Origin of the sequence: Prosthecobacter sp. (assembly GCF_044222565.1) — a bacterium.
Lineage (GTDB): Bacteria > Verrucomicrobiota > Verrucomicrobiia > Verrucomicrobiales > Verrucomicrobiaceae > Prosthecobacter.
This window is the reverse complement of record NZ_JBGANA010000015.1, coordinates 34220-51879: the sequence shown is the minus strand read 5'-3', so window position 1 is coordinate 51879 and position 17660 is coordinate 34220. Positions and strand designations below refer to the sequence as shown.

The 17660-nt window shown below is 60.8% G+C and carries 14 protein-coding genes and 2 tRNA genes; 11 read left to right on the top strand and 5 right to left on the bottom strand.

The window, feature by feature from the left end; translation table 11 throughout:
• The first annotated feature begins 16 nt into the window (after positions 1-16).
• From ACILSR_RS21085 to ACILSR_RS21045, 9 genes are all read left to right on the top strand, one after another.
• On the top strand, positions 17-169 hold the full coding sequence (locus ACILSR_RS21085; protein WP_395751771.1) for a hypothetical protein: 153 nt from the start codon (positions 17-19) through the stop codon (positions 167-169).
• A gap of 10 nt (positions 170-179) precedes the next feature.
• On the top strand, positions 180-872 hold the full coding sequence (locus ACILSR_RS21080) for a cbb3-type cytochrome c oxidase N-terminal domain-containing protein (protein WP_395751770.1): 693 nt from the start codon (positions 180-182) through the stop codon (positions 870-872).
• 15 nt (positions 873-887) lie between these two features.
• On the top strand, positions 888-2321 hold the full coding sequence (gene ccoG, locus ACILSR_RS21075) for a cytochrome c oxidase accessory protein CcoG (RefSeq protein WP_395751769.1): 1434 nt from the start codon (positions 888-890) through the stop codon (positions 2319-2321).
• Positions 2296-2472: a hypothetical protein gene (locus tag ACILSR_RS21070; RefSeq protein ID WP_395751768.1), complete on the top strand. Its 177-nt coding sequence runs from the start codon at positions 2296-2298 to the stop codon at positions 2470-2472. The genes ccoG and ACILSR_RS21070 overlap by 26 nt, the downstream gene beginning before the upstream one ends.
• The gene (locus ACILSR_RS21065; protein WP_395751767.1) at positions 2469-3161 is read left to right on the top strand and encodes a sulfite exporter TauE/SafE family protein; all 693 of its coding nucleotides are present in this window, start codon (positions 2469-2471) and stop codon (positions 3159-3161) included. The genes ACILSR_RS21070 and ACILSR_RS21065 overlap by 4 nt, the downstream gene beginning before the upstream one ends.
• Positions 3162-3403: 242 nt before the next feature.
• Positions 3404-5764 carry a heavy metal translocating P-type ATPase metal-binding domain-containing protein gene (locus ACILSR_RS21060; protein ID WP_395751766.1) on the top strand — a complete coding sequence of 787 codons (2361 nt, stop codon included), beginning with the start codon at positions 3404-3406 and terminating at the stop codon, positions 5762-5764.
• A 156-nt stretch (positions 5765-5920) separates the two neighbouring features.
• Positions 5921-6706 (top strand): hypothetical protein, encoded by a 786-nt coding sequence (locus ACILSR_RS21055; RefSeq protein WP_395751765.1) that lies wholly within the window; start codon positions 5921-5923, stop codon positions 6704-6706.
• 252 nt (positions 6707-6958) lie between these two features.
• Positions 6959-9574, top strand: a complete 2616-nt coding sequence (locus ACILSR_RS21050; RefSeq protein ID WP_395751764.1) for a DUF4838 domain-containing protein — start codon at positions 6959-6961, stop codon at positions 9572-9574.
• Between the two features lie 10 nt (positions 9575-9584).
• Positions 9585-10457, top strand: a complete 873-nt coding sequence (locus ACILSR_RS21045) for a tetratricopeptide repeat protein (RefSeq protein ID WP_395751763.1) — start codon at positions 9585-9587, stop codon at positions 10455-10457.
• Between the two features lie 486 nt (positions 10458-10943).
• Here ACILSR_RS21045 and hemB read toward each other — a convergent pair whose 3' ends face one another.
• From hemB to ACILSR_RS21025, 4 genes are all read right to left on the bottom strand, one after another.
• Positions 10944-11918, bottom strand: a complete 975-nt coding sequence (gene hemB / locus ACILSR_RS21040) for a porphobilinogen synthase (RefSeq protein WP_395751762.1) — start codon at positions 11916-11918, stop codon at positions 10944-10946.
• A 229-nt stretch (positions 11919-12147) separates the two neighbouring features.
• Positions 12148-12573: a hypothetical protein gene (locus tag ACILSR_RS21035; RefSeq protein ID WP_395751761.1), complete on the bottom strand. Its 426-nt coding sequence runs from the start codon at positions 12571-12573 to the stop codon at positions 12148-12150.
• Positions 12574-13383: 810 nt separating this feature from the next.
• Positions 13384-13458 (bottom strand) — tRNA-Met (locus ACILSR_RS21030).
• Positions 13459-13466: 8 nt separating this feature from the next.
• Positions 13467-13541 (bottom strand) — tRNA-Asn (locus ACILSR_RS21025).
• A gap of 175 nt (positions 13542-13716) precedes the next feature.
• Between ACILSR_RS21025 and ACILSR_RS21020 the strand changes: the two genes are divergently transcribed.
• A complete protein-coding gene (locus ACILSR_RS21020; RefSeq protein WP_395751760.1) occupies positions 13717-14169 on the top strand; it encodes a hypothetical protein in 453 nt (150 codons plus the stop codon).
• Between the two features lie 346 nt (positions 14170-14515).
• On the opposite strand, the gene ACILSR_RS21015 is transcribed toward ACILSR_RS21020, so the two are convergent.
• Positions 14516-15826, bottom strand: a complete 1311-nt coding sequence (locus ACILSR_RS21015) for a phosphoribosylaminoimidazolesuccinocarboxamide synthase (protein ID WP_395751759.1) — start codon at positions 15824-15826, stop codon at positions 14516-14518.
• A gap of 122 nt (positions 15827-15948) precedes the next feature.
• Here ACILSR_RS21015 and ACILSR_RS21010 point away from each other — a divergent pair, with 122 nt between their 5' ends.
• Positions 15949-17646, top strand: a complete 1698-nt coding sequence (locus ACILSR_RS21010) for a glutamine--tRNA ligase/YqeY domain fusion protein (protein ID WP_395751758.1) — start codon at positions 15949-15951, stop codon at positions 17644-17646.
• Positions 17647-17660 lie beyond the last annotated feature (14 nt).

Here is a 17660-nt window from a genome sequence, read left to right as displayed (position 1 = left end):
CCCACTCCTGACCACCATGTACAAGCGCATCATTTATGAAAACTGGCACCTCGTGGTGCCGGTCGTCTCCTTCGCCACCACCGTGCTCGTCTTTGGCATCATGACCCTGCGGGGAATGCTGCTGCGCAAGGACAAGGCCGAGAACATGTCACGTCTTCCCCTCGAATAAAAAAATTACCATGGACTCCAAAAAGCCATCCTCCAACAACGAGCCCGTACTTCGCGATCACATGTATGATGGGATCCAGGAATACGACCAGAAGCTGCCGAACTGGTGGCTTTTCACCCTCTACATCGCCATCGCATATTTTGTGATTCACTGGCTGTGCTACTACCAGCTGGGGCTGGGCAGCAGCGACACGGCCGTGATGGACAAGGTGATGGCGGAAATGCAGGTCGCACGCGACAAGCAGATGGAGGGCATCTCTGACGAACAGCTGTGGGCGCTGTCCCGCGACACCGCAGCGGTGGAGGCTGGCAAGGCCACCTTTATGACGCAAGGAATGTGCGTCAGCTGCCATGGACCGAACCTGGACGGAACGCTGGCCGGAGCAAAGCTGCCGGGCCTGCCGCTGAGCGACCAGGAATGGAAGCACGGGGGCAAGCCGACGGAGATCTTCAAAATTGTCCGCAAAGGCTCGCCCGACATCACCAAAGGCATGATGGCCTGGGAGCAGGTGCTTGGCATGAAGCGCGTGAGCGAGGTGGTAGCCTTTGTGCTGAGCAAGCACAAGGAAGGCGAGCCGATCACACGTGCAGCAGACTCCCCTGCCCTCACCGGATCCGCTGCGGGAGCGGCTGCAGCTCCAGCGGCTCCTGCCCCTTCCCCTGCCTCCGCAGTTCCCGCAGCTGCACCCACCGTCGTGAAATAGCCGCAAGGATTTCTAATGCCACTCTCCCCTCTCAACCTGATTTCCCTTGGATCCATCAACGAAGATGGAAGCAAAAGAACGCTGCATCCGGCTGATGTGGCGGGGAAGTTTACGAGGGGTCGGCGAGTGGTGGCGCTGCTGCTGATCATCATCTATGTGGCGCTGCCGTGGATTCCGGTAAACGGGTTTCCGGCGGTGTTTCTGGACGTGCTGAACCGGCGCTTTCACTTCATGGGACTGACGCTGGCGGTGCAGGATCTGTGGGTGGGATTCTTTCTTGTCACGGGCCTGGGGTTTTCGCTGTTCTACATCACGGCGTTGTTTGGCCGGGTGTGGTGCGGGTGGACCTGCCCCTACACGGTCTTTCTGGAACACGTTTACCGTCGTATTGAGAGACTGATCGACGGTGATGCCACGGCAAGGCGCAAGCTGGATGCGGCACCGTGGACGGCGGGCAAGATCGCGAAACGGGTGACCAAGCATGCGCTGTACATTCTGACCTCGCTGCTCATCGCGCACATTTTTCTGAGCTACTTTGTGTCGCTGGAAAAGCTGTATGAGATGATGCACCACTCGCCGCAGGGGCACATGATCGCCTTCGGGGTGATGCTGTTTCTGACGGCGGGGCTGTATGGAGCGTTCAGCTGGTTTCGTGAGCAGTTTTGCGTGATCATGTGCCCGTATGGCCGCATGCAGTCGGCGCTGGTGGATGACCATACGGTCAACGTGGGCTACGACAAGAAGCGTGGCGAGCCACGCGGCAAGGCGGGCACAACGGGCGTGGGAGACTGCGTGAACTGCATGCGCTGCGTGCAGGTGTGCCCCACGGGCATCGACATTCGCAACGGGCTGCAGCTGGAGTGCATCGGCTGCGCGGCGTGTGTGGATGCGTGCGATAACATCATGACGAAGCTTGGGCGCAAGCCCGGACTGGTGCGCTATGATTCACTGAAGGGATTCGATGATGGCAAAACGCGCCTGGTGCGGGCGCGCACGGTGTTTTACACGGGTCTTCTGCTGCTGGGCGTGGGAGCGTTTGGATTTTCAGCGAGCCGGATTGAGCCCATGCGGGCCAACGTGCTGCGCATGCAGGGCTCCCCTTACTATGTGACGAACCAGATCGTGCGGAACCAGTTTTTGGTGCGTCTGATCAACAAGCGCAATGAGCCACGAACCTTCACGCTGGCACTGTCCGGAGAAGTGCCCGCCGGGCTGAGTGCCGCAGGCGCCGATGCACCAGTGACGATCGCCGCGCAGGGCGAAGAGCTGAAGCCGCTCATGATCACGCTGCCGCAGAATGCGTTTAAGGCGCCGTTCAAGCTCAGCATCACCATCACCGACACGAAGGACGGGAAGACGTATAGCACGAAGCCCTTCGAGTTCACCGGCCCGGACGCGGCCCTTAACACCAATGAATACCTCGATGCCCGCCAATATCTGCAAAAGTGAAACTGCCGGCACAGGCTTTATCGCAAGCCGGCCCTGGCTGTGGGTGGTGCTGGCTTTTGTGGTGCTGCTCAGTGCGTGGGGCACTCTGTTTTACATCGCCCTGAACAACCAACCGGAGGTCGTGCCGCTGAAGCATCTGATCGGAGCATGATGCAGGTGGACACCAGTGCAGCGGCCTTTGTGGCAGGGATGGTGACGAGCGTGCATTGCGTGGGCATGTGCGGACCGCTTTCGTGCTCGTGGGCGATCTCGGGTAAAGGCGGCGGGTTTATGCGGAGCACGGCGATGTATCATGGAGGGCGTTTGATCTCCTATGGTGTGGCGGGTGCGATCGCGGGCATGGTGGGCGCGGTGCCGCTGGCGTTTTTTCAGCATGGAGCGGGGATAGTGCTGCCATGGATGCTGGTGCTGGCCTTTGCCTGTGTGGGGTTGGGGCTGGACAAGTGGCTGCCGAAGCCAAAGTTTCTGGCAGCGGGCCTAAGGCGGGTGCAGACGGCGGCGTTTCGGATGAAGAGCACGCTGCGCGCGGGACTGCTGGGACTGGCGACGCCGCTGCTGCCCTGCGGGCCGCTTTACATGATGCTGGCGCTGGCAACAGCGAACGGGAGCGCCGCGAAGGGCGCGGGATTTGCAGTGGCGTTTGGACTGGGGACGCTGCCGCTGCTGTTTCTGGCGCAGACGCAGCTGCATCTGCTGGGAGGCAAACTGCAACCGGACACGATGCGCAAGGTGCAGCGAGGCCTGGCGCTGGTGACGGCGGTGGTGCTGGCGTGGCGGCTGCGTGACACGCTGGACTTTGGCAGCAGTGAGGCGGCGAGCTGCTGCCATGCGATGAACTAAATTTTTCCGATGAACGACCTATACTTAGAGTGGGAAAGGATCATCGCGCGGACTTCTGAGGCCGCAGCGAGCGGTGAAAGCATGGCGGTTGCTTTTTTGAATCTGCATGCGGCCAGCGCGCTCGACGTTTTCCCGATGATGTGGATGAGCGGAGTCTTTGCTGATGATGGAATACCGCAGACCCGGATGTCCGCGCTTCCGGGGCGCTGGGTGCGCCAGGCCTTGAACTAATTTAAAAAGATATGAACGCGAATTGCCAGCACTGCGGGACACCGGTTCCAGAAACGCGAAGCGATGAGTTTTGCTGCACGGGGTGCAAGGCGGTCTATGATCTGCTGCAGCAGCAGGGGCTGGAGCATTTTTATGATTTGAAATCGGGGCTCAACCTGCCGCCGGTGCCGGCGCAGGCGATGAGGCCGCAGGACTATGCGTGGCTGGAGACTGCGGCTCTGGCCGCTGAGGCGAAACGGGCGAGCACGGATGTGGCGGCGGAGATGGGAGTGTCCGTGCAGGGGCTCTCGTGCATGGCGTGCATCTGGCTGATCGAGCGGGTGTTTGCGAAGCTGGGCGGGACACAGATCCAGGTGGACATTTCCAGCGGTGAGCTGCGCATGGCGTGGGAGCCGGGGAAATTTCAACCGGTGGAGTTTGCGCAGGAACTGCAGCGCTTTGGCTATCTGCTGGGGATGCAGCGGGCGGATGGCGGACAGACGCACGACAACGGGCTGGAGCGGCGGACGGGGGTGTGCGGGGCGTTTGCGATGAATGCGATGGCATTTTCCCTGCCGGCGTATTTTGGCATGCCGGCGGATTTTCCTTTTGCGCACTGGTTTGACCTGGTGGCGGCGGCTTCGGCCACGCTTTCGATGCTGGTGGGCGGGAGCTACTTTGCGCAGAGGGCGTGGAATGCGCTGCGCGCGGGGGTGCTGCATATCGACACGCCGATCACGCTTGGGATTGTGGCGGCGTATGCGGGATCATTGATCGGATGGATGAGCGGTGAGGCGGGGCTGAAGTATTTTGATTTTGTGGCGATGTTCATCTTTCTGATGCTTGCCGGACGGCTGGTGCAGCAGATGGCAGTGACGCGGAACCGGCGAAAGCTGCTGCGTGATCCTTCCATCCCTGAGAAGGAGATGCTGGAGGCGCTGGAGGCTGGCGTGAGCTTCAGCGTGAAGCCGGGGCAGGCGGTGCCGGTGGCGGCCAAGCTGGAGGATGCGCATGCGTGCATCAGCCTGGAATGGATCAGCGGAGAGAGTGACTCGTGCACGCGGAGTGGAGGACAGATGATTCCCTCCGGAGCGTTGAACGCGGGAACGCGGGCGCTGAACGCGGTGGCGCTGGAAGGATGGAAGGAGTCCACGCTGCACAAGCTGCTGGAAGCGCGGCGCGGTGGTGAGCAGCGGGACCTGCGGCTGGAGAAGCTGCTGCGCGGCTATCTGGTGGTGGTGGTGCTGGCGGGCGTGGTGGGCGGCGTGTGGTGGTGGGCGCACAGCGGAGAATGGACACGGGCGCTGCAGGTCATGATTTCGGTGTTTGTGGTGTCCTGCCCCTGCGCGCTGGGAGTGGCGGCGCCGCTGGCGGATGACATCGCGGCCTCGCGCGCGGCGGACCAAGGAGTGTTCGTGCGGACGCTGGGACTGTGGAAGAAGCTGACACGGCTGCGGCAGGTGGTGTTTGATAAAACGGGGACGCTGACGCTGGAGAATCCGCTGCTGCTGAATGCGGGGGTGCTGGATGAGCTGGATGCGACTGCGCGCAGTGTGCTGAGGCACATGACGAGCGGGAACCTGCACCCGGTGAGCCGGAGTTTGTTTGATGCGCTGGGCGGCATGGCGGAGGGAGCCATGGTGGTGGATGCTGAGGTGAGCGAGGAGGCGGGACAGGGACTGCGCTGTGAGCATGCGGGGTGCGTGTGGAGGCTCTCGAAACCGCAGGATGCGAACGCGGATGCGGTCTTCACGCGCGACGGGGCGATGCTCTGCGCCTTCCGCTTTCAGGATGCGCTGCGCGCGGAGTCGCTGGCCCAGGTGGAAGCGCTGAGGGCGCGCGGGCTGCGGGTGAACATTTTGAGCGGAGACCGCGAGGCAAAGGTGGCGGCGATCGCGAAGCAGCTGGGTCTGCAGCGTGAACAATGGGAGCACAGCCTGACGCCGGATGAGAAGGCGGCGTGGATCTCCACGCATGAGCCGCAGGGGACGCTGTACATTGGAGACGGGGCGAATGACAGCCTGGCGTTTGACGCGGCCTCCTGTGCCGGAAGTCCGGTGACGGGACGAAGCTTTCTGGAGCACAAGGCGGACTTTTATTTTCTGGGGCACAGCATGCGCTTCATGACGAGCCTGCTGGAGATTGCGGCGACGCATCGGCGCGCGGTGCATGCGGTGTTTGGGTTTTCAGTGACGTATAACATTGTGACGGTGATCGTGGGACTGATGGGACATCTGAGCCCGCTGCTGGCGGCAATTTTGATGCCGCTGAGTTCGCTGGTGACGCTGTCGCTGGTGGCGGTGGTGTTTCGGCGCGGAGGCGGGAGGCGCGAACAGGAGGGCACGAGGGCACCCGCGTCCGCAGTGGTTTCGGAGTGCGTGACGGCGTGCTGAAGGGTGGGCGGTGACAGCCTGTGCCTGCATGCCGCTTTACGTCGGATGGGTGTGGGGCAGCATGTTTGCCCTTGAGCGTGCAGCCAGCAACAAGACGTATGGATGCGCGGTTCTTCGCAGATTGCAATTGGCTGCATGAAGTTCCAGATTCCAGGCATGAAGTGGTTCCGACCGATCCTTGCCAGCCTGCTTTGCGTCTTTTGCGGAATGAATGGAGCCGGCACGCGCCTGAATGCGGCGGAGGCTGATCCCCTGCCCTGCCTGGTGCTATTTCAACTGAACGTGGGCGCGGACGCGAAGCTGCTGGGGATGGAGACGGTGAAGGTCATCGATCTGCTGGCGGCGTCTCATGTCGAGCTTCCCCTTCAGCCACCGCAATCGTTTCTGGAGGCTGCGCGCAAGCAGGCGGAGAAACTGGATCTCAAGTCCGTGGCGAAGGATGGGAGGCCTGGCAGCACGCTGACCACTTTTGCCCATGTGCCGGCCGCGGCGGGCAGCACCATGCCACGGATCTCCTTTGAGGCTCTGGATGGAGCGATGAACTCGACTTCGGACCTGCTTCTGCTGGAGCGGCGCGGGCAGATGTCGAGCTTTGGCAAGGACCTGGGGAACGCGGCTTTTTTCCTGATGTATTACGCGCTGCCCGAACTGCCAATGCAGACGCAGGCGCAGCGTGAGGCGATCATTGAGGCGGAGATCCAGCGCAACCTGGCCAACGTCCGGAATGGAGAAATTTTGTCGAGGAAGGATCTCTCGGAGAAAGATCAGACGATTGTGGAGATCATGGCGAGCTCACCGCGGAACAAGTCTCTCATCATCCGCAGCCGCTATTTGTGCAACGAAGTGAAGATGCTGTCCCTGGTGAGCATCACGCCAGGAACCCTGACCGCCGAGGACAGCGAGGCTTTTGAGCGCATGTTCAAGGTGTTTCGCTTTCGGTGAGGGGTGATACTGCCAATCATTGGCAAGAGGCCTTCAAATCTTTTTTGCACTCGTGGCTTGCACCGATTCGGGGCGCTGGATGATCGCGGAGCGTTGAGGGATCAGGATGATCCCTCTCCTCCAAGGGGATGCACGTGGCGGAGATGGTGCGTGAGGCCTAAAGAAAAGAGAAGTTAGTGATAGTTTACGACAAAGCGTGGGGGGTGATGACGTTTGCGTGGGTCCATCCACTTTCTGCTCACGACACCGACCATGCGCCCGACTTTTTTACTCGTTTGTTTCTTCGCCCTCGCTGCTTCGGCCTTTGGTCAGACGAAGGTGAATGATGAGGACGCGCCGGAAGACATGATCCTCGGTTTTCGGGGGAAGTCGAAGTATCAGATCGTGGTGCCGGATGTGGAGGCGAATGCTGTGGCTGAGTCTTCGGTGACGAGGGCGGCGGAGCTGCTGCAACAGGCGTTTGCGGCGAACAAGATCACGCTCAGCGTGGTGAAGGAATCGCAGGTGGAGGTGGCGCGGCCGGGATTCTATCTGGGAGCGACGAAGTTCGCGGGGACGAAGGGAGTGGAGATGAAGAAGCTGAGCGGCTGGGGGTATGTGCACAAGGTGGTGGGCAAGGATGTGATCATCGCGGGAAACGACGAACCGGATCCGCTGGCGGGAAAGCGCAGCACTGGGAGGGATGAGGCGATGCCGTTTGAGGGAACGCTGTTTGGCGTGGCGGAGTTTGTGCATCGCTACGTGGGGGCGCGGTTCCTTTCGCCGGATGAGGCGGGCACGACGTTTGTGCCGCAGTCGATCATTCATGTGCCGCCGGGGCTGGATGTGCAGAGCGCGCCCTTTTTCAAAGAGCATGACATGCGCGATGGGAAGGAGCTGTTTTACACCGCGAACCATGCACGGCGCTTCACGCGCATCTGGTCACGGTTCGGGCACCAGCATCCATCAGCGGTTCCCATGAAAGAGTATGGCAAGGCGCACCCGGAGTACTTCATGCTGACGGCGGGCGTGCGGCAGCCGGCGCTCTCGGCGGGAGATGGACAGCTCTGCCTCTCGAACGCGGAGGTGCGTGAACTGATTTACAAACACATCGTGGCGCGCTGTGATGACGGCTTTGACATGGTGGAACTGGGCCAGGCGGATGGCTACCGGCCATGCCAGTGCAAGGAATGCGCGGCGCTGTATGGCATCGCGCCGACGACAAAGCCGACGGATGGCATCGCCTTTAACAATGATCCCGCGTGGGGTGAGAAGCTGTGGATCATGCACCGTGACATGGCGCTGAGATTGATGAAGGACCGGCCGGGGAAGAAGATCTTGATGACGTCCTACGGTCCGACCATTCAGCCGCCGAAGAGCTTTCGCGAATTTCCGGAGAACGTGGTGATCGAAATGATGCACTCGGACGCGGAGGCCTTTGCTGCATGGAACCAGCTCAAGGTTCCGGGAGGATTTTCGGCGTATCTTTATAACTGGGGCAACTTTCACCTGGTGGGGCTGACGCCGCTGACGACGGTGGGCATGATCGCGGAGCAAAGCCGGCTGCTGGTAAGCAATCGCGTGCATTCCGTGCAGGTGAATGGCAGCCCCGGCGGCGGGCAGTGGGGGCTGGAGGGGCCGAACATCTATGTGTATCTGCGGCTGGGCATTGATCCGACCAGCCAGAGCGCGAGCGAGCTTTTTGACGAGTATTTGCAGGCGGCATTCCGCGAGAGTGAGAACCCGATGCGGCGCTTTTTCACGAACGTGCAGAAGCGTGTGGAGCTGTGGCAGATGATCCGGAATTATGCTTATCAGTCGGGGCGTGATCCGATCTTTGCGCTGGGGACGCTGTGGACACCGGATGTGATCAACGCGCTGGAGGAAGATCTGGCGACGGCCGAGAGCGGGGCGCAGCTGCCCGAGGTGAAACGCAGGCTGGACATCGTGCGCTACGAGTTTGATTTCCTGAAGCACCTGTCACTGGTGGTGAACGCGTGGCGCAATCATCAGGCGATGAACAATGCGGCATCGCTGGCCCAGGTGCTCGATGCCGTTGACGCGCGGAATGCCTTCATCGCGAGCATTGCGAATGGCGATGCGAAGTATCCGAAAAAGAAGAACCCGGCGTATCGGTTCGCGAAAGAGGGCGATCTGAAATATGCGGGGCGTTACCTTGACCGGGCGCCGTTCAACTGGGACACGGCGAAGATGCGGGCGAATCCAACGGCCTTACTGCAACAGAGCCTGTCGCTCAGCATCGAGCGAGTGAGCGGGCCGGTGACACTTGAGTCCCCCCTTTGGGCGAAGTCCGCGGAGCATGTGCTGCAGCCTTCGGGAACGGCTGAAGCACTGAAGGCTCCGACGAGCTTCCGAGTGCTGTGTGACGAGGCGAATCTCTATGTGCGCGTGAGCGGCACGCAGCCGGCGGACAGGATGAACTTTGCGGCAAGGGGGCATGATGCCGAGCTGTGGCTGCAGGAGAGCATTGTGATCAATGTTTCTCCCAGCGGGGATCGTGCCCGGTACTTTTACTTTGCTTATGAGCCGGAGCAGAGCTCGTTCAACGAGGCGGAGCATGGGTTCATCACGGATTATCTGCATCCGCGCTACGGGTGGAATGACGAGGGCTGGAATGGCGAATGGTCGTTTGAGACCAAGCTGGTGCCTGCGAAGAACCGATGGGAATCGATGGCGGTGATCCCGTTTGAAACGCTGCGCACCAAGGCTCCGAAGACCGGGGATACGTGGTATCTGAATGTCGGGCGTGTGCATTTCCTGGACGACGCCGGCAAGAAGACCAGCCGTGAACTCTCCGTCTGGTCCGGCAAACTGAATGCCTCGCACATCCCGGGGGACGCTTCCTTCGGCAAAGCCATCTTCAAGTGATCATCTCTTTATGAATCGAATCATCAGCATAGCTGCCTTTGTGTTTTTTGGGGTTTCGGCCCACGCGATTGATTACACGCAGTTCAGCGCGGCGAAGCGGTTGCGTGCGGACAAGCGCTACGACGAAGCCATTCAGAAACTCGAAGGGATGGCCGCGAAGACCGAGGATGCGGGGGAGAATTTTACGTATCTGGATTTAGCGATCGACATGGCGGTTGAATCACTGAAGAACGCCGAGAAGGCGCTGGCATTGGTGGGCGAGGTGAAAGACCCGGCGCATCGTGACTTCGCCAGGCTGCGGGTGCTGGCAGACTTTGAGCGCTATGATGAGGCGCTTGCCTCTGTGAAGGGCAAGGACGTCGATGCGTGGCCTGTGCGCTGCCGCAGTCAGGCGCACGGCATTCTGGCGGGCATTCATCATGCGAAGAAGGATGTGGCTGCGGAGCTGCAGGAATGGAAGAAGACGGCGGAGTCGCCCGGTGCCGAGCCGGGGGTGCGCGGACGTGCGCTGCGCGAGCTCGGGGTGCTTTATCTCAAGGAAGGAAAGAGCAAGGAGGCTGAGGAGCAGTTTCGTCAGGCGATCCAAGTCACACCTGCGAACTACGCGTGGCGGGTGGAGAGCCTGGTGGCGCTCTCGAGACTGCTGATCGAGGAGCAGCGTGGCAAGGAGGCGGTGAAGGTGTTTGAGGGCACGGATTTCACGAAGGTCTCCAGCATGACTTCCAAAGGCAATCTGCTGGAGGCCTATGCGCGGGCGCTGCTGGCTGCGGGAAGAAGGATCAAAGCGATTGAGACGTTTGATGAGCTGCTGAAGCTGGATATTTCAGCGGAGTGGAAGGGGCGGATTAATCGGGAACTGGATGAGATGGCGGAGAGTTTTTGAGGGGGGGGAGTGCTGGCAGCTGCGCAGTCAACGTGCGAATACAAGGCGAAGAATCGGACGGGCAAAAGCCCGAACTACGCACATGGAACCGGACCGGCTGAAGCCGGTACTACAATACGGCTTTGGGGTGGAGCGAAGGCCGGTGGAGATGGGGCTTGGAGGGGTGGTGGCGACGTGCAGAGTGAATAACTCACGGAATGCGCTGGCGGAGTGCTGCGGGTTCGGAGACCCGCGCTCCAGCGGGACTTGGATGGGTGCAGCTGCGGTGGAGCGGTTGCGGCGCGGAGATGCGGAATTTGGGGGGGGGAGGCGGTGTGCTGTGGAATGTATTCCGCGCGCCTGCCGGACTTGGATGGACGCGGCTACGGTGAGCAGTTGCGTCGTTGAGTTGCCGGGGTTTTGGGTGGACGGAGGCGGCACGCACATCGAATCACACACAGCATGCGTGAATGACCAAAGCGGCATCGGAGTGCCGCGCTCCCGGCTTTAGCGCCAGGAGGCGGACCACTGTTTAGCGAAGTAAGTGAGGATCATGTCGGCGCCGGCGCGGCGGATGCCAATGAGGGATTCGTTCATGATTTTGGTTTCGTCGATCCAGCCTCCTGCGGCACCGGCTTTGATCATGAGGTATTCGCCGCTGACCTGGTAGGCGGCGATGGGGAGGGTGGTGGAGGCGCGGAGTTTTGAGATGATGTCAAGGTAGGGGCCGGCGGGCTTGACCATGAGGATGTCGGCGCCTTCGGCTTCGTCGAGGGCGGCTTCGCGGAGGGCTTCGCGGGAGTTGGCGGGGTCCATCTGGTAGGTTTTTTTGTCGCCGGCTTTGGGGGCGGAGTCGAGGGCGCCGCGGAAGGGGCCGTAGTAGGCGCTGGCGTACTTGGCGGTGTAGCTCATGATGGAGACGGCCTGGAAGCCGACGGCATCGAGCGCGGCGCGGAGGGCGGCGACGCGACCGTCCATCATGTCGCTGGGAGAGACGATGTCGGCTCCGGCGCGGGCGTGGCAGAGGGCCTGCTGGCAAAGGACTGCGACGGTTTCGTCGTTCAAAATGCGGCCGTCATCGGCAACGAGGCCGTCGTGGCCGTCGCTGTTGTAGGGATCGAGGGCGACATCGGTGATGACGGTGAGAGTGGGGTGGGCGCTTTTGAGGGCGCGGATGGCGCGGGGGACGAGGCCGTCGTCCGCGTGGCAGGCTTCTGCACCGCGGGTTTTGAGTTCATCGGGAATTCGTGGGAAGAGGACGACAGCGGGAACGCCGAGGGCGTGGGCTTCGCCTGCTTCTTTGACGAGGCCCGGGATGCTCCAGCGGGTGCAGCCGGGCATGGAGGCGATGGGGGTGTTTTCAGAACCCTCCTGGAGAAAGAGGGGGTAGATGAGATGGCCTGGGGTGAGCTCGGTCTCGCGAACGAGATCGCGGATGGCGGGTGACTGGCGGTTGCGGCGCGGGCGGATGGGGAGGTGCATCGGGCGGAGAATATAGATGAGGGACAGGCGAGGGCAAAGGGGGAGTGGGGGCAGGGATTTATGATTTATGATTTGGCGAGAGGGGGCGATGGGTAGGCCGGGGAGGCGGGGTGGCTGCGTCGGGGGCGGTGGAGAAACGGTGACTCGCAGGATGGGGTGGCTGAGAGGATGGAAGGCCACGGTTTGCTAATGGCTTACGCTGCCAAAGGGGTATCGAATGACGGTTATGTCATGAGGGTTCATTCTCGGGGGAATGAATTGATGGTGGGATGGCGGGGACACCGAATTCGGATTTTCGGCGGCGTAGAGCGACAAGCAGAATGATGCCGTAAAGCGTGGCGAAGGGAGGCACGAGCAGGAAGTAAATGGCGGCAACGGTGGTGCAGGAGTAGAACCAGCGCTGACGAACCCGGAGAACGGCGAGCGCGACGTAAAGCAACGTGGCTGGTATGATGGCCAGGAATCCGTGGCTGGTGACGGCAATGATTGTTTCCCCAACGATGGCGCTCAGATGGGATGGATCAGGAGCGGGCGATCGCATGAAGGCCTGAGCTGCGGAGGTGCCAGCGTGAGTGGTTTTGAGAACGGCATAGCCGTTCGCCATGGAGAGGAGCACTCCGAGGATGGCGACGGTGAGGGCGATGGCTGATTTCATGGAGAGCGATGACTGCACGAGTCAGACGGCGGCGGGTGATTGAGGCCGAGGGGAGCGCAGTTCAAGGGTATCGAGATGGAACTCGTAGGTGGCTGAGCATGAGGGACAGTGAACGGGCCAGATAGGAGAGAAGCTGAACCTGCAGTTTGGGTGGCTGCGCCTTGTCTCATTGCATTGAGCGAGGAACCTGTCTCGTGAGGCGATGGCGGTCGTCTGGCCGAAAGGATGACCGCAGTTGGGACAGGTGATGGAGGCGAGAGTGGAAAGCTGGCGGGAGTGGAGGCGCTTGCTGTGGGAATCGAGCCACCAGATGCCTGCGAGGAAAAGTGCGGCTAGTGAGATCAAGAGCGGGATCATGGCCGAAGGTTTTTCATGGATTCAGACCCGCGCAGCAAACATGCGAATAAAATATATCCGTTTTGCCTGTGCATGGCAAGGAAGGGGAGGATGACAATGACGCGGCAGAAGATCCGAAGGACAAAAAGGGCGGCAGGGACCGAAAGGACGCTGCATGCCATGGCAGCCAGATGTTTGTTTTGTCCTGCCTGCGTGTGAGCCCTGGGGAAGACGCGGTTCTTCGTGGAATGCCTCATGACCGCAGTGCGTATGCTTGAGGGACATTCAGTGCGGTCAAGAGTGCCCACATCACTTCCGAGCAGCAAGGGCTGTGGTCGCGCGAACTTGAGGCGGCAGATTCGAGGGCGCGTTCGATATGCGAAGCGAATGAGACGACGCATCATTGTGCGATTCCGGAACGAGCTGAAGCTCTGGACGACTTTGAGCCAACCACGATGTGAAGGGGTTAAATCGTGGTGGCAGAGGGGAGATTTGAACTCCCGACCAAAGGCTTATGAGTCCTCTGCTCTACCCCTGAGCTACTCTGCCATTGCAAATGGCTCCTGAGGTAGGGTTCGAACCTACGACCTAGTGGTTAACAGCCACCCGCTCTACCGCTGAGCTACTCAGGAATCACTTTTCCCCTCCCGAAGAAGGGGGCGAGATGGATAAGCGTTCTGGCGATTCGCGCAAGCATTTTATCCATTCTATTTGAGTTCTTTTTTCGCGCCGGGAGGTTCGCCCAAGGATTGCCCAAGAAGAACGCGTGGAGCACGTGGTACCCGGCTGATGAGACGAGGGAAAATCATGCAATGGCTGACGCTGCTGCTGCTGGTATTGCTGCTGTTTGAGGTGGTGGCGCTGCACCTGAACCGACGGCAGCTGCGACTTGTCGTGCGGGAAATCCGAAAAAATCAGGATGGCTCAAGCCGGATGGTGTGCGAACTGATCAATGACCGGATCACGCCAATACGCTACCTGGCGGTGAGCGATCACACTCCGGCGTATGAGGTGGAACTCGATGGGCGGAGGGATGTGGAGACGCTGTGCACTTCGACGATGGATCACTGGGTGGCACCTTTTGGAAGTGTTAAGATGGAGATTCCTATGCCGAAAGGCGGATTCCATGACTGCAGGATCTCGGTGATGTGCGAAGGGACGTCTTTGCTGAGCTGGCTGCTGTGGCCTTCGGATGATTTTGAGAGGGCGTCTGTGTGGGGAATGGATGGAGTGATGACCGTGGAGGGAGACAAGCGGTGAGCGTGGAAACAGAGGCTCACAAGAAATGTGCTGCCCCCATGGCGGCGGGACAGCTATACCTGAAGTGTTTCCCGTCCCCTTCCCTTTCCCTGCGGTGCCGTTTCATCCAACGCGCAGTTTAGATTTGCCCGCGCTTTGTGTGACCACCGTGGGACGCGGAACTTTGTGCCGCCTCTGTATTGTGGAGGAGAAACCATCCGGGTCCTCGGGTTTGAGAATGATGGACCAGGTGAGAGTGTGTGGGATCAGGATGATCCCACCCCTGCCTGCCGCTGCACGGAGAACTATGCCCTGACGGAACCACAGCCCCAATTCCGGGGCCCCGTCAAACGGGATAGAGCGGTGATTATCCGACGGCGTTGGCGGCGAGGAGCTGATCGAGGAGGCCGCGGAGGCGGTAGAACTCCACTTCGGCTTCGCCTGTGGCTTGCAGATCGGCGCGGATAGAGGCCGCATCGCGCTCGGAGGCGACGTGCTGGCGGATGAGGGCGGTCTTGCGGGCCTGAAGATCGAGGAAGGCGGGATCGACCTCGGGGGTGTGGGGCCATTTGCCTTCGATTTGTCCGGCTTTGAGGACTTGCTTGAAGGGAGTGCCGACTTTCTGCGCGTGGGCCTTGGCCTCGTTGATGCCGGCGTACCAGTCGGGGTGCACGAGGCGGTAGTAGTCGCGCATGGCCTGCTTGTTGTAATGGATCACGAGCTTGCGGCCTGCGACATCGAGGAAGGTGGTGCCGCGGAAGGAGTCGGCGTCGATGGTATCGACGAAGAGGAGTTCTTCATCAGCGACGGCGAACTCCCACTTGAGGTCCCAGAGGAGGAGGCCGGCGGATTCGAGAAGCTCGCGGACGGCCCAGCCGCCGAGGATGGCGAGTTTGACGGTGTGGAGGAAATCCTGGCTGCTGAGGCCGGACATGATGAGGGCCTCCTGCTTGCTGACGGCGCGGTCTTCGGGCTCGTATTTGCTGGTGAGATCGTAGATGGGGCGCTCGAGCATCTCCCAGACGCCCATGGGCTTGCTGAGGCCAAGCTCCTGCTCGTAGCTGCGCTTGGCGGCTTCGCTGAGGCTTTGGTATTTCTTTAAAATAGAGGAGCCGCTGGTGACCCCGAAACGGACGATGTACTCAAGCGGGACGACATAGGAGGCGCTCTGGTGGAACTGGGCGTAGTCAAAAACGTGGGTGCCGAGGAGATTGCGCTGCGGCGGGTGCATGACGGGAAAGCGCCGTACGACATTGTAGCAGCTCGGATTGGCGGGGAGGCCCTCGCGGACGATCTCGCCGGTGACGGCATCGACCATGCCGAGGTGATGGGTGGAGGCGCCGCGCTCGAGCATGGTCTCCATGGGGCCGGAAAGGAGCTCGGTGCGCCAGGCGGGGTCCATGGGGGTGGCCTCGATGGCGGCCTTCACGCGCTGCCAGGTGGCAGGCTGCGCGAGGCGGGAGTACATGGCGTGGCGGAAAATGGCGCGGTTGAGGTCATTCCCTTCGATGTTGAAGATGGAGCCGACGTCGAAGACGGAGCCCGCCGGGGTGGTCTCGCAGACGACGTAGCCGGGGTGGTCTGGGACGGCGTAGAGATTCTGAACGGAGCCGCGATAAACGGGCTCGCCGAGCTTTGAGAGATCAAGGTGCGTGGGCGCTGGGGCGGAATGGGTCATGGATGGGGGGAAAAACAACGGATTCGGGGCGTGTGCAACTGGGAACAGAGAACGGCGAACTTTGAACTTTAAACTTTGAACTTTAAACTTCCGTCTCCTACGTTCGCCCTCACTCATTTTCCATGTCTGACGCTGCCGCCACCCCTACCGCCTCTCTTGATTTCATCCGAGAAATGATCGCCGCCGACCTGGCGGCGGGTCGCAATGGGGGGCAGGTGGTGACGCGGTTTCCGCCGGAGCCGAACGGGTATCTGCACATCGGGCATGCGAAGAGCATCTGCCTGAACTTTGGGCTGGCGCAGGAGCATGCGCCGAATGCACGCTGCCACCTGCGGTTTGATGACACGAATCCCACCAAGGAAGAAGTGGAGTATGTGGACAGCATCATGGCGGATGTGAAGTGGCTGGGCTTTGACTGGGGCGAGAACCTTTACTATGCGAGCGACTACTTCGAGAAGCTGTACACATTTGCGGAGCAGCTCATCGGCAAGGGGCTGGCGTATGTGGATGATCAGACGCATGAGGAGATGCGGGCGAACCGTGGGACGCTGACCTCTCCGGGGACGCGGAGCGCGGGTGCGGACCGCAGCGTGGAGGAGAATCTGGATCTCTTCCGCCGGATGCGGAAGGGCGAATTTAAGGAGGGTGAGAGGGTGCTGCGGGCGAAGATCGACATGGCATCTCCTAATATGAACATGCGGGATCCGGCGCTGTATCGCATCCTGCATGCGCACCATCACCGCACGGGAGATGCGTGGTGCATTTACCCGATGTATGATTACGCTCATCCGCTGAGCGATGCGCTGGAGAGCATCACGCACAGTTTGTGCACGCTGGAGTTTGAGCATCATCGGCCGCTGTATGAGTGGCTGATCAACAACGTGGATGGGCTGCCGGGGGCGCCGTATCAGCGGGAGTTTGCGAGGCTGAACCTGACGTACACGGTGATGAGCAAGCGGAAGCTGCTTCGTCTGGTGAAGGATGATCTGGTGAACGGCTGGGATGATCCGCGGATGCCGACGATTTCGGGGATGCGGCGACGTGGGATCACGGCGGCGGCAATCCGGAGCTTTTGCAAGACGATTGGCCTGACGAAGTTCAACTCGCTGACGGAGATCGCGCTGCTGGAGCACTCGATCCGCGAGGACCTGAACAAGGTGGCGCGGCGTGCGTATGGCGTGGTGCGGCCGATCAAGGTGGTGATCACGAACTATCCGGAGGATCAGGTGGAGTATTTTGATGCGCAGAATCATCCGGAAGATCCGACGGCGGGAACGCGGCAGGTGCCGCTGTGCCGGGAGCTGTACATTGAAGCGGATGACTTCATGGAGTTCCCGTCTGAGGGCTTTCACCGCCTGAAGCCGGGTGGTGAGGTGCGGCTGAAGTTTGCGTTCTGCATCATCTGCCAGGAGGTGATCAAGGATGACGCAGGGAACATCGTGGAACTGCGCTGCACGTATGATGATGCGACGCGCCACGGGAAGAAGCCGGAAGGGCGCACGAAGCCGAAGGGCATCATCCACTGGGTGAGCGCGTGGCATGCGGTGGATGCGACGGTGCGGCTGTATGACCGCCTCTTCACGGTGGAGACGCCGGATGCTGACGCGGGCGAAGACGGCGATTTCGCAAAGTTCCTGAATTCGGCCTCATGTGAGGTGGTGACGGCGAAGCTGGAGCCTTCACTGAAGGATGCGGCACCGGGGAGTCACTGGCAGTTTGAGCGGGTGGCTTATTTTTATGCGGACCCGATTGATTCGAAGCCCGGTGCGCCGGTGTTTAACCGGACGGTGACGCTGAAGGATGGGTGGGTGAAGAAGTAGAGGGGAAAGGGTCA

Bases quoted from the DNA above. Each gene is read 5' to 3' on its own strand.
- ACILSR_RS21065 (WP_395751767.1), top strand. From the start codon at position 2,469: ATGATGCAGGTGGACACCAGTGCAGCGGCCTTTGTGGCAGGGATGGTG.
- ACILSR_RS21015 (WP_395751759.1), bottom strand. From the start codon at position 15,826: ATGACCCATTCCGCCCCAGCGCCCACGCACCTTGATCTCTCAAAGCTC.
- hemB (WP_395751762.1), bottom strand. From the start codon at position 11,918: ATGCACCTCCCCATCCGCCCGCGCCGCAACCGCCAGTCACCCGCCATC.
- ACILSR_RS21050 (WP_395751764.1), top strand. From the start codon at position 6,959: ATGCGCCCGACTTTTTTACTCGTTTGTTTCTTCGCCCTCGCTGCTTCG.
- ACILSR_RS21055 (WP_395751765.1), top strand. From the start codon at position 5,921: ATGAAGTGGTTCCGACCGATCCTTGCCAGCCTGCTTTGCGTCTTTTGC.
- ACILSR_RS21080 (WP_395751770.1), top strand. From the start codon at position 180: ATGGACTCCAAAAAGCCATCCTCCAACAACGAGCCCGTACTTCGCGAT.
- ccoG (WP_395751769.1), top strand. From the start codon at position 888: ATGCCACTCTCCCCTCTCAACCTGATTTCCCTTGGATCCATCAACGAA.
- ACILSR_RS21020 (WP_395751760.1), top strand. From the start codon at position 13,717: ATGCAATGGCTGACGCTGCTGCTGCTGGTATTGCTGCTGTTTGAGGTG.
- ACILSR_RS21010 (WP_395751758.1), top strand. From the start codon at position 15,949: ATGTCTGACGCTGCCGCCACCCCTACCGCCTCTCTTGATTTCATCCGA.
- ACILSR_RS21070 (WP_395751768.1), top strand. From the start codon at position 2,296: ATGCCCGCCAATATCTGCAAAAGTGAAACTGCCGGCACAGGCTTTATC.
- ACILSR_RS21085 (WP_395751771.1), top strand. From the start codon at position 17: ATGTACAAGCGCATCATTTATGAAAACTGGCACCTCGTGGTGCCGGTC.
- ACILSR_RS21060 (WP_395751766.1), top strand. From the start codon at position 3,404: ATGAACGCGAATTGCCAGCACTGCGGGACACCGGTTCCAGAAACGCGA.
- ACILSR_RS21045 (WP_395751763.1), top strand. From the start codon at position 9,585: ATGAATCGAATCATCAGCATAGCTGCCTTTGTGTTTTTTGGGGTTTCG.
- ACILSR_RS21035 (WP_395751761.1), bottom strand. From the start codon at position 12,573: ATGAAATCAGCCATCGCCCTCACCGTCGCCATCCTCGGAGTGCTCCTC.